The organism is Bacteroidales bacterium (assembly GCA_013314715.1).
Classification (GTDB): Bacteria; Bacteroidota; Bacteroidia; order Bacteroidales; family GWA2-32-17; genus Ch61.
Window position 1 is genome coordinate 1 of the sequence record JABUFC010000011.1, and the last position, 12365, is coordinate 12365.

The following is a 12365-nucleotide window of genomic DNA, read 5'->3' on the forward strand; positions in this document are numbered from 1 at the left end:
TAGAAAATTTTAATCAAAACAACCTTCCAGCCAATTGGCTTGGATTGGATTTTAAAGAATTTTCAAAAGAAAAATCGCTTTTTGACTATCAACAAAAAGCATTAGAAAATGCTTTAAAAGCATTATATCTTTATTATGAACAATACAAAGAAAATAAATCTGAATTTTATAAGCATTATCAAAACAATGGACTAAATCAGGATTTAAACTACAATGTAAAAAAAGAAAGCAAAACTATTAAATATTTATTGGAATACGATAAAGATTATCCTATTGTTGACGATAAAATATCCTTTGAATATTTTATCAACCGAATGAGTTTTTGGATGGCAACAGGTTCTGGCAAAACACTTGTTATAGTAAAACTTTTGGAATTACTTGGCTATTTGATGCAGAACAATAAAATACCAAATAAAGATATTTTGTTTTTGACCTATAGGGACGATTTAATTGATCAATTTCAAAAGCATATTTATGAGTTTAATTCAGCTGGACATAATATTTCAATTAATTTAATTGATTTGAAGCAATATGCAACAAGTAAACAAAATCCTAATTTGAAATATGTTAATACTATAGATGTTTATTTTTATAGAAGCGATTTAATTTCTGATGAACAAAAAGATAAAATTGTAAGTTACAAGAATTATGATAATAACGGGAATTGGTATATTCTTTTGGATGAAGCACACAAAGGAGATCGCGAAGATAGTAAAAGACAAATATTTTATTCCATCTTGAGTAGAAATGGTTTTATTTTTAACTTTTCTGCAACATTTACAGATGATAGAGATTATGCAACCTGTGTTTATAACTTTAACCTTGCAAGGTTTATCGAAGAGGGATATGGCAAACATATTTATATTTCAAAAGAAAATATAAAAGCATTAGAAAATAAACAAACAGTCGTAGAAACAGAAAAGCAAAAAATTCTACTTAAAATATTTATTTTACAAGCTGCTATAAATAAGCAATTTGAAGAAATTAGGAATAATTCCAATAATTTATACCATAAACCACTTTTACTTACACTTGTTAATTCTGTAAATACAGACGATTCTGATTTGGAATTGTTTTTCATAGAAATTGAAAAAATTGCATCAGGCATTGGTAATAAAGATATTTTGGAAAAAGCAAAAGAGGAAATTATTGCAGAACTTTCATCAGAAACAGCAAAATTTGAGTTTGAAGAAAATCAATTAAACCAAAATTTACAGGAAATTATTAAAGGTTTAGGTTATCATGATATTTTAAACTATGTTTTTAATGCTTCTACAAACGGAAAAATCGAAGTTTTAAAGATACCATCAAACAAGCAAGAATTGATATTTAAACTGACTACTTCCGATAGACCATTTGCTTTAATGAAAATTGGAGATATAACAGAATGGATTAAAACTAAGCTTAGCAATTATGAAATTATTGAAAAATTTGATAACGAAAGCATTTTCAGAAATATTAATAATAATGAAGATATTTCAATATTAATGGGTTCTCGTTCTTTTTATGAAGGATGGGACAGCAATAGACCTAATATCATTTTGTTTATCAATATCGGAAAGGGTACAGATGCCAAAAAATTTGTTCTTCAATCTATTGGACGAGGAGTAAGAATAGAACCATTGCCTAATAAACGAAGAAGAGCACTCTATCTTTATAATAATAACGAAATTGATAAGAATATTTTTGAAAAAATAAAAGATAATATTGAACCTCTTGAAAGTTTATATGTATTTGGAACAAAAGCCGATAACTTAAAAGAAGTTGTAGAAACATTAAAACAAGAAAAACCCGAAGTTTTACTTGGCGATTTGTTTGAAATCAATCCTGCTGTTAAAGACAAAGTCCTAATTATTCCTGTTTACCGTGATTCAGACAAAATCATTGTAGAAGAAAAAGATGTTGTGAAATATCCTATTCATCCCGATGATTACCAAATGGTGAACGATTTCTTTAACTGCATTGGAGATAAAATAGCATTATGCAAATTTGACTGCGATGTAAGAGTATTAAATAAACTAAAAGAAGTTTTTAATGGACATAAGAGTGCATATTTTATTGAGACAAAAGACCAAATAAAAATCAATAATCCAGAATTTTTATTACGAAATATATTTAAGCATTTTTCCAATAAAGCTAAAGAGTTTAAAACATTCAAAAAACTTGAAGAAGAAATTATTCATTTCAAGCGGATAAACATTACAGCTGATAAGTTAAATTCTTTACGTGAAAAAATTGAAAAAGTTAAGAAAGCAAAAGATAAAGATCAATTAAAAAAAGAAATAAAAGAAAAATTCGAGAAAAAAGAAATTGATATTGATGAATATACGAGACAAATAGAAAATTTGTCAACAAATATAGTGAAAGAAACAGAAAGCAAATATTCAACAAATGAAAATTTAAAGATAAAATATATTGCTAACCATTACTACTTGCCAGTTGCATTAACAGAATCCGAAAGAGCAGATTTTATACAGCACATTATAAAACATAAGAGCGAAGTAGATTTCATAAATGAATTGGAAAATTATTTACAACAAGAAAATAATTATTTTAGCCAATTCGATTGGTGGTTTTTTTCGAAAATTGACGAAACATTAGATGAAATTTATATTCCTTATTACAATCCTAAGACAAACAGAATCGATAAGTTTAAACCTGACTTTATTTTCTGGCTCAAAAAAGGTGATGAATATACCATTCTCTTTGTTGATCCAAAAGGTACAGAACACTCAGATGCATATAGAAAGATTGATGGATATAAAAGAATGTTTGGAACAAAAGCTGGTAATTATAATAACCTAAAGATTAAGGTGAAATTGTTGCTAAAAACATCTGATTTGGCTAAAGTTGAAGAAGAATATAAAAATTATTGGTTTGATAGTCTAATTAATTTGAAAACAATGTTGCCCTAAATAATTTAAAAATAAAAAATTTATTATAGATAATGGTATATGTTTCATAGATAACACTTTTTTATTTCAATTTATACAGAAAATAATGATAGGTATGGGTTGTAAATTTTTATATTTTTAACAAATGGCGGGCCTAACCATTATCATTAAATCAATTTGTGAATAGCATGTAATAGAAATTCCTTCATACTTGAATTATTAACAACTACTACTTTTTTTATTTTTAAATTTATTTTGATTGGACGTTTCATTAAGATACTGGTTTTAAGTGTAGCAAACTTTTTTTGTTTATTTAAAAAAGTCATATCTTTGTCAAAAACAACCTTAAAATGAAAAACGAATTACCTATTAAAGGCATACAAGAAGCCGATTTAAATGGAAAAATAGTCCTTGTTCGTGTCGATCATAATGTAGTTAAAAAAGGAGTTATTTACGACCCTTACCGAATTGATGCCACCTTAGGAACTTTATATTACATTAATGCAAAAGGTGGTAAAATTATATTAATGACCCATGTTGGACGTCCTAAAAATAAAAAAACAGGCGAAATAGAAATCAACGAAAATACTTCCGTGCAGCCCATAGTTGATTATTTACAAAATAAATTACATATAAACATAGGTGTTCCAGAATTTACCCGAGATGGAAATTATGGCTATTTTGGTATCGAAACTTCTGTCAACCATATGATTCGTGAATTAAAAGAAGGGAAGTTAGATGCCATTTATTTGCCCAACACTCGTTGGTTTAAGGGCGAAGAAGCCAAAGGCGAAGAAAGTAATCGTTTTGCTAATCAATTAGCCGGTTTAGCCGATATATTTGTAAACGATGCTTTTGGTTCATGGCAACCCCATGCTTCTACTGTAAAGGTTAATCAATATTTACCATCGTATGCAGGCTTTTTGATGCAAAAAGAACTCATCAATTTAGAACGTATTTTTAATCCCAATAAACCCTTTTTAGCTGTAGTTGCTGGCTCTAAATTCGATACCAAAATTGATTCACTATATGCTTTACTGCAAAAAGCCGATTATTTAATGCTCGGAGGTGTTATTTATAATGCCTATTTAGCAGCAAAATACAATATTCATATTAAAGGCATTGAAGACGAAGACTTAGCACATGCCAAAAATTTTGTAGAGTTTGCTCAAAAATATCAGGAAAAAATCATAGAATGTCCTTATATTGTAGAGTCCGATACGCTAGAGGGGAAAATTGAAGGTCGTTATCGTGTTCATGATATTCGAAAACTACAGTCTGGAACTGCCTTAAATTATGTACTCGATGTGGCTGCCGATAATTTTAAAGAACCACATATTGTTGACGTTTTTCACAAAGCCAAAACTATTTTTGTAAATGCCGTTATGGGTTTTATGCCATATTTTAACGAAGGCACCATAGCACTCGATCAAATTATCGACGAAAGTCCCGACTCGGTAAAGCTATATGGCGGTGGCGATACCATGCAAGAACTCAAACGCTTATTACCGGGTTTGTATATCGTAGCTCTTGATAGCCCTCGTTATTATATTTTTACAGGTGGCGGAGCGGTGCTTAAAGCTATTCAGGAAGGAACTTATACAGGTATAGAACCTGTAAAAGTGTTAATGAAATAATTTAAAAAATTGTTTTTAGAATTCGTAAAAAATATGTAGGTTTGTAGCTAATTTATTAAATGCAATTTTAGTCATGACTGAAAAAATTGGAGTTATTTCTCAAATTATTGGACCTGTTATCGACGTTTCGTTTGAAATATCGGGTTCAGAGTTGCCGAAAATAAAAGAAGCCTTGGAAATAGAGCGTGAAAATGGCACCAAGCTTATAATTGAATGTCAACAACATATCGGCGAGCACTCCATACGAGCTATAGCAATGGACAGTACCGATGGTTTACGTCGTGGAATGAAAGTTGTAGCCAAAGGTGACAATATAAAAATGCCTATTGGTAATCAAATTAAAGGTCGTTTATTAAATGTAGTAGGAGATAGTATCGATGGCTTAGGAGAAATGAATAAAGAAAAAGGCCGTCCTATTCACTCCAAACCACCCAAGTACGAAGACTTATCAACCGATACCGAAATATTATTTACAGGTATCAAAGTAATTGATTTGCTCGAACCTTATTCTAAAGGAGGAAAAATTGGTTTATTTGGTGGTGCGGGTGTTGGTAAGACAGTTATTATTCAGGAATTGATAAACAATATTGCCAAAGGATACAGTGGTTTATCGGTATTTGCAGGCGTTGGCGAACGCACACGCGAAGGTAACGATTTATTGCGCGAAATGATAGAAGCCAATATTGTAAAATATGGTCCTGAATTTAAAAAGAGTATGGAAGAAGGTGGCTGGGATTTATCGAAAGTAGATAAAAAATTACTCGAAGAGTCGTCGCTTACTATGATTTTTGGTCAAATGAACGAACCTCCCGGTGCACGTGCAACTGTGGCATTAAGTGGTTTAACTGTAGCCGAATATTTTCGCGATGGCGATGTAACCGAAGGCGGCAAGGGACGCGATATTTTATTTTTCATCGACAACATATTCCGTTTTACACAAGCTGGTTCAGAAGTATCGGCTCTATTAGGACGTATGCCAAGTGCCGTAGGCTATCAGCCAACGTTGGCAACCGAAATGGGTTTAATGCAAGAACGTATTACTTCAACTAAAAATGGTTCTATTACATCGGTTCAAGCTGTTTATGTACCTGCCGACGATTTAACCGACCCTGCTCCTGCTACCACCTTCTCGCATTTAGACGCTACCACCGTTTTGAGCCGTAAAATTGCCGAATTAGGTATTTATCCCGCTGTTGACCCTCTCGATTCCACATCGCGAATTTTAACACCCGATATCGTTGGCGAAGCGCATTATAATTGTGCACAACGCGTTAAAGAAATTTTACAGCGATATAAAGAACTACAAGATATTATTGCCATACTAGGTATTGATGAATTATCGGAAGAAGACAAATTGGTTGTACACCGTGCTCGACGTGTTCAACGATTCTTGTCTCAACCTTTCCACGTAGCCGAACAGTTTACAGGATTAAAGGGCGTTATGGTATCGATTGAGGACACCATTCGAGGTTTTAATATGATTATGGATGGCGAAGTAGATTATTTACCCGAAGCGGCATTTAATTTGTGTGGAACTATTGAAGATGCCATTGCCAAAGGTGAACGCATGTTGGCCGAAGCTAAAGCATAGAAAAATGAAAATCGAAATTATAACACCAAAAGATAAACTTTACGAAGGCGAGATTACATTAGTATCATTGCCGGGAACACTAGGCGCATTTGAAATATTAAATAATCATGCTCCTATTATTTCTACCCTTATGGCAGGGGAGGTTAAAATTATAGATAAAGAAAAAAATAATTATATTTTTAAGATAAAAAGTGGTTTGGTAGAGGCATCCAATAATACAATTTGGGTTTTAGCAGAAACTTAAATTATTATTTATGAAATAGCCATGAGCACCAATGTATACCAACCGAATATGAAATTATCACTCACCCATAAGCCTTGCTCTTTATTTGAATGGCGTATTCTATCTCGTCAAACTGACGAGAAAAATTCAGACATCTATTTAAAAAAATAAAAAATAATTACAGATGAAAAAAAATTTACTTTTAGCATGTGCATTTTTTATACCTATGTTTCTTTTTTCGCAAGAAACAATAACTTTTTGGGCTTCTGACAGTTTGCCTGTAACGGCATCGTATTATGAAAATGATGTAAATAAACCCTATATGCTATTGCTGCATCAAGCAGGTTATAGTAAGGGCGAATATAAAGAAACAGCTCCTCGATTGATGAACTTAGGTTACAATTGCTTAGCAGTCGATTTACGTTCAGGCGATCAGGTGAATTTTATTCAAAATGAAACGGCAAAAGAAGCCAAAAAACGTAAGCTTTCAACCGAATATTTAGAGGCTCAAAAAGATATTGAAGCCGCTATAAATTATGCATATAATAAAAGTAAAAAGCCAGTTATTTTAGTAGGAAGTTCTTACTCTGCTTCTTTGGCTTTGTTAATAGCTAAAGGAAACGAAAAGGTAAAAGCAGTGGTAGCATTTTCACCGGGCGAATATTTTGGTTCAAATTTTAAGGTACAATCACAATTAAAAGGATTTGATAAACCTGTTTTTATTGCTTCAACACAACGTGAATACCCTTATATTACCGATTTAGCGAAAAATATTCCTGATAATTTAAAAACAATGTTTAAACCTCAAGAAGGACAGGGTGAACATGGCTCAAAATGCTTATGGACATCATCGGCTAATAATAAAGAATATTGGTTGGCTATTCTTATGTTTTTCAATAAAATTAATGATAAAAAATAAATATTTTTAAAATTTATATTACATTTGTATAAACAAATTCAATATCTATTATGGTAAATAAGGTTATTTTAATTGGTAATGTTGGAAAGGATCCTATTATTCGTAATGTAAACGATAATACTCCTGTAGCAACTTTTACATTAGCCACCAATGAGATTTATAAAGATTCTCAAGGGAATTCGCAAAAGAATACCGAATGGCACAATATTGTAGCATGGCGCAATTTAGCTCAATTAGCCGAAAAATTTATACGTAAAGGGAGTCAGATATATGTAGAAGGTAGATTAAGAACTAGAACCTATACCGATAAAGATAATCAACAGCGTACTATTGTTGAAATTTTAGCTGACAAGATTCAGTTATTAGGCAAAAAAGAAAGCGACGAAAATATTCAATCACAAACCAATGTTGATACTGTTCAGGAAATGAATCCTAATGTTTCTGGAGATAATATAAACGAAACTTTAAGTACCGATGGCGAAACAGGAGATTTACCTTTTTAATATAAAAAATAAAATTACACTTTGTTAGAGTCTGATATGATTGAAATTATTATAGGAGCGATAGCATTGCTATTGCTTCTTTTTTTAAGTGCAATGATGTCGAGTGGAGAGGTAGCTTTTTTTTCGCTAAAAAAAGCTGATTTAGAGTTGTTAAAGAAAAATGATAAAAAATTATATCAAAAAATAATAACATTATTAAATAACCCTGAAAAATTGTTGGCTACTATTTTAACAGGGAATAATTTTATCAATATTGCTTTTGTAATTGTTTCGGTTTGGTTTACAAATCGAATTATAGTTTTTAATGGAAATGTAGTTTTAATCTTTGTTATCCAAACTATATGTGTTACTATTTTTATACTCATATTTGGCGAAATAATGCCCAAAGCCATTGCTACTCATAACCCTTTAAAAATAGCGGCCTTTGTTTATCCTTTTATTATAGTTGTTCAAATAATATTTTCTCCCATTATTAGTCTTTTATCTAAAACTACGTTTATAATTAAGAATAAAATAAAGCATCATCAAAAAATAAATTTCGATGATTTATCGAATGCCATTGATTTAGCAGCTGACGATTTGAAAGACGAAAAAAAAATTTTAAAAGGAATAGTAAACTTTGCCAGCATTCGAGTTAAAGAAATTTTAATTCCACGAATGGATGTTAAAACCGTTGACATTAAACATTCATTTAGCCAGATTATTGAACAAATTCGCGAATCGGGTTTTAGTCGTATTCCTGTTATTAAAAATTCATTTGATAATATTGTTGGGGTGCTATATATTAAAGATCTTTTGCCACACTTGCATAAAAACGATTTTAAATGGCAATCGCTAATTCGTCCTCCATACTTTGTACCGGAGTCAAAGTTTATAAATGATTTACTCGAAGAGTTTCAGCAAAAAAAAATTCACATGGCAATTGTTATTGATGAATATGGAGGAATGTCAGGTATTGTTACGCTCGAAGATATACTTGAAGAAATTGTGGGCAATATTGACGATGAATTTGATACCGATTCGCAACCTTTTATAAAAATAAATGATTATACCTACGAAGTAGATGGGAAAATGCTTATAAACGATTTTTGTCATATTGCTAATATAGACGATACTATTTTCGATGAGGTTAAAGGCGATTCAGAAACCATTGCTGGTTTAATACTTCAACATAGTGAATTGTTACCAAAGGTCAATTATAAAGTACAAATAGCTAATTTTACTTTTGTAGTTAAACAAGCCGATAACCGAAGAATAAAAACAGTTCAAATTATTTTACCTCATTAGTTTATGGGTTATAAGTTTACTTTTTATATTTTATTTTTAATTTTATTAAATGCATGTCAATCGAACTATACGCCTAAACCCATGGAATATTTTCGTATAGATTTTCCTCCCAAAAAATATAAACATTACGATAGTCTTTGTCCTTATCGTTTCGATTTTCCTGATTATGGTCAAATAACCAAAGGTTTGGGCAATCAAGAGCAACATCCATGTTGGATAAATATAGTATTTCCTTCTTTTAAAGCTACATTATATATTAGTTATTTTAAGATAGAACAGAATTTACCAAAATTGTTGGAAGATTGTCGTTCGTTAGCCTATAAACACGATATAAAAGCCGATGCTATACACGAAATATTATATGCCGATTCGTTAAATAAAATATATGGAATGGTGTATGAAATAAAAGGTAATGCTGCCTCTCCACTACAATTTTATCTGACCGATAGCACCCAACACTTTTTACGCGGAAGTTTGTATTTCGATGTTAAACCCAATAAAGATAGCTTAGCACCTGTTATTGATTTTTTACAAAAAGATGTTAAGCACTTAATCGAAACGTTGCGATGGAAATAATTACCAACAATGAACATTATATACTAGTATTAGATAAAATTAATGATATAACTTTTTACCAAAATTATTTACCTGAAAACATTTTATTACAAGCTCAATCGAACTTTAAAAGCCAACAACGTCAATGCGAATGGTTGCATACACATTTTTTAATATACAAAATAACAGGCAAATATCAATCATATAGTTTAAATCAGTGGCATAAACCATATTGTAACGAAACGAAGCACCTTATAAGCATTTCGCATACTGAACATTATATAACGCTTATGTTGATGTATCGAGGCAGGGGAGGGGTAGATATGGAAGAAACCAATCGGTTATTTATTAAAACATCACTCAAATTTGTTCATAGTAACGAAAAAAAATGGGCAAACGAAAATAACGATTTCCGAAAAATTTGGTGTTTTAAAGAAGCTGCTTATAAATTAATAACAAATGCAAGTCCTGATTTTAAAACACACTATATTTGTTCATTAAATAATAATAACGCTAATGTAATATATTTGCCTTCATGCAACCATATAAAAATGGAATATATTGAAAATGAAAATTATTTTCTAACTTGGTGCTTTGAAAAAGAATAACATGGCACTTTTACCATTCCATAAAAAGCAATTGGCGTTACTAATTGACCCCGATAAGGTTAATAACATGCAATTGACATCTATTTGTCGGCAATTAAAAAAAACACCTTTCGATTTGATTTTAGTGGGGGGTAGTTTGGTTATGGGCGATTTAGATTCAGTAATTGCTTATTTAAAGAAACATACATCGTTACCTGTTTATTTATTTCCTGGTAATGCAATGCAACTTTCCGATAAGGCCGATGGTATTTTATTTTTATCGTTGCTTTCGGGACGCAACCCCGAATATTTAATAGGCCAGCAAGTAATTGCTGCGCCTATATTAAAACGTATGCAATTAGATGTAGTATCGGTTGCCTATATGCTTATCGAAAGCGGAAAAACTACCAGTGTAGAATACATGAGTAATACTAAACCCATACCTTCTGATAAAATAGATATTATTGTAGCTACTGCACTTGCAGCTGAGTATTTAGGCTTTAAGATGATTTATTTAGAAGCGGGGAGTGGGGCTTTAAAACCTGTTTCGCAAGAAATAATAAAAAGCATTGCGGAGCAAGTACATATTCCTATAATTGTTGGTGGAGGCATTCACAATGTTCATATCGCACAAAATTGTTACAATGCAGGAGCTTCGATGGTAGTTATTGGTTCTGCTATTGAACAAGATGTGCGTAAAATTAACGAATTCAATTCTTTACAAAAGTAGCAACGTTGGTCTCTTTAGGCGATTGTACGATACATTTATATATACCTGAGTTTAACGATTCGATGTTAACATTAAAATAATTACTGCCAAATTCTTTAGGTATTATGGTTTGAAAGACTAACTGACCTAATTCATTATAAATAGATATTTGATATTCGTTAGTGCGTACGATAGGTATAAATAAATTTTGAGATGTTGGATTTGGGAAAACTTTTAAAGCACTAGAATATCGATTGTTTTCAGAAAAATAATTAATAGGGTTAAAATGATATAAAATTTTAAATTGGTAAATGTATGCCCATTCGGCTTTAATTTTATATTGACTTTCGGTAAATAATACGAGATAATTACCATCAGGCGTTTTAGTTGAAGCCGGGTAACCATAAAACCTATAAAAACTCGGATTGGGACGTTCAAAAACAAGAAAAGGAATATATTCGTGAGGATTACCAACAATTTCATCGGGATACAATTTATAAAGCCATATAGCATCTTGGTTGTGCTCATAATATTGCGAAAAATTTCCTCTACGGTCGGTTGCAATTATCCATACATGATTAAAAATAGGCTCGTAAAAAATCCATGGTGATGGGCAGAAAAAACCATCTGCAATATTTGTTAATGCAGGTTCTGTCCATGAAAGTCCATAGTCGTATGATTCAACCTGAAAATAGTTTTCTCCAAAAAATCCAGAATCGTTTCTAAAAAGACCGATGATAACTCCATTGCCTAAATAAGTAAATGAAGCTTCACTAATTTTGTATTGATTCGATAAACGATAGTCCCAAACATAAACAATACTATCCCAGTTTGAACCATCCCAGCTATGACGCAATTCGCAATATTTAGCAGAATAAATGGTGTTGTAATAACCGATATTATTGTTACCGAAAATTTGATTAGTGCCCGATGACGTACCTTCGCTAGCAATGGTAAATGGACCTTGCCATGTTTGGGCTTTATCATCGCTATACATAAAGCAATAATCAATATGTACCCCAGCGAAGGCATCGAATTTTCTAAATGTTACAATTATTCTTCCATTTTCGGTAACACCACCATGTACATTTCTGTCGTCGTAGGGGCTTTCAAATAATACGATAGGAATAGACCAATTGTCGCCATTATCGAGTGAGGTGCGCATCATAATGCGGCCACCATTGCCAACATGATTGCCATTCTGACCTGGATCTTGGCGAAAAAAATGATATATCGTACTATCTATTGTAATTAAAAAACCTTCGGAATTGTGATCGTTCGTTTTGTAAGATAAGGTTGGTTCTGTTATAAGTGGATAGTCGTTAGGGTTTAAGTATTGTGCCCATGAAAAGCTCGACAATAATATAAATAGTAAAATAATTTGATATTTTATTATAACTCCCATAGAATTGATATTACAAATATATAATAAATAGTATAAAAATCAAATACTTTTAAAG

Annotated in this window: 11 protein-coding genes; 10 read left to right on the forward strand and 1 reads right to left on the reverse strand. The window is 31.4% G+C overall.

Translation table 11 applies throughout. The features are described 5' to 3' along the window. The 10 genes from HPY79_03835 to HPY79_03880 form a co-directional block, all read left to right on the forward strand. Nucleotides 1–2915: DEAD/DEAH box helicase family protein (locus HPY79_03835; protein NSW44939.1), on the forward strand; the 2915-nt coding region annotated here is incomplete at its 5' end. 329 nt (nucleotides 2916–3244) lie between these two features. Beyond that, nucleotides 3245–4531, forward strand: a complete 1287-nt coding sequence (locus tag HPY79_03840) for a phosphoglycerate kinase (protein ID NSW44940.1) — start codon at nucleotides 3245–3247, stop codon at nucleotides 4529–4531. A 73-nt stretch (nucleotides 4532–4604) separates the two neighbouring features. Further along, nucleotides 4605–6122, forward strand: coding sequence for a F0F1 ATP synthase subunit beta (locus HPY79_03845; protein NSW44941.1), 1518 nt, complete (start codon nucleotides 4605–4607; stop codon nucleotides 6120–6122). A 4-nt stretch (nucleotides 6123–6126) separates the two neighbouring features. Further along, the gene (gene atpC / locus HPY79_03850) at nucleotides 6127–6366 is read left to right on the forward strand and encodes an ATP synthase F1 subunit epsilon (protein NSW44942.1); all 240 of its coding nucleotides are present in this window, start codon (nucleotides 6127–6129) and stop codon (nucleotides 6364–6366) included. A gap of 163 nt (nucleotides 6367–6529) precedes the next feature. Next, a complete protein-coding gene (locus HPY79_03855) occupies nucleotides 6530–7264 on the forward strand; it encodes a dienelactone hydrolase family protein (GenBank protein NSW44943.1) in 735 nt (244 codons plus the stop codon). A gap of 50 nt (nucleotides 7265–7314) precedes the next feature. Then, the gene (locus HPY79_03860) at nucleotides 7315–7767 is read left to right on the forward strand and encodes a single-stranded DNA-binding protein (GenBank protein NSW44944.1); all 453 of its coding nucleotides are present in this window, start codon (nucleotides 7315–7317) and stop codon (nucleotides 7765–7767) included. Between the two features lie 36 nt (nucleotides 7768–7803). Next, the gene (gene gldE, locus HPY79_03865; GenBank protein ID NSW44945.1) at nucleotides 7804–9054 is read left to right on the forward strand and encodes a gliding motility-associated protein GldE; all 1251 of its coding nucleotides are present in this window, start codon (nucleotides 7804–7806) and stop codon (nucleotides 9052–9054) included. A 3-nt stretch (nucleotides 9055–9057) separates the two neighbouring features. Then, nucleotides 9058–9630 carry a gliding motility lipoprotein GldD gene (gldD, locus tag HPY79_03870; protein NSW44946.1) on the forward strand — a complete coding sequence of 191 codons (573 nt, stop codon included), beginning with the start codon at nucleotides 9058–9060 and terminating at the stop codon, nucleotides 9628–9630. Further along, the gene (locus HPY79_03875; protein NSW44947.1) at nucleotides 9621–10217 is read left to right on the forward strand and encodes a 4'-phosphopantetheinyl transferase superfamily protein; all 597 of its coding nucleotides are present in this window, start codon (nucleotides 9621–9623) and stop codon (nucleotides 10215–10217) included. The genes gldD and HPY79_03875 overlap by 10 nt, the downstream gene beginning before the upstream one ends. A gap of 1 nt (nucleotide 10218) precedes the next feature. After that, on the forward strand, nucleotides 10219–10926 hold the full coding sequence (locus HPY79_03880; protein NSW44948.1) for a geranylgeranylglyceryl/heptaprenylglyceryl phosphate synthase: 708 nt from the start codon (nucleotides 10219–10221) through the stop codon (nucleotides 10924–10926). Here the strand turns inward: HPY79_03880 and HPY79_03885 are convergent. Then, the gene (locus tag HPY79_03885) at nucleotides 10907–12310 is read right to left on the reverse strand and encodes an exo-alpha-sialidase (protein ID NSW44949.1); all 1404 of its coding nucleotides are present in this window, start codon (nucleotides 12308–12310) and stop codon (nucleotides 10907–10909) included. The genes HPY79_03880 and HPY79_03885 overlap by 20 nt on opposite strands. Between the last annotated feature and the right edge of the window lie 55 nt (nucleotides 12311–12365).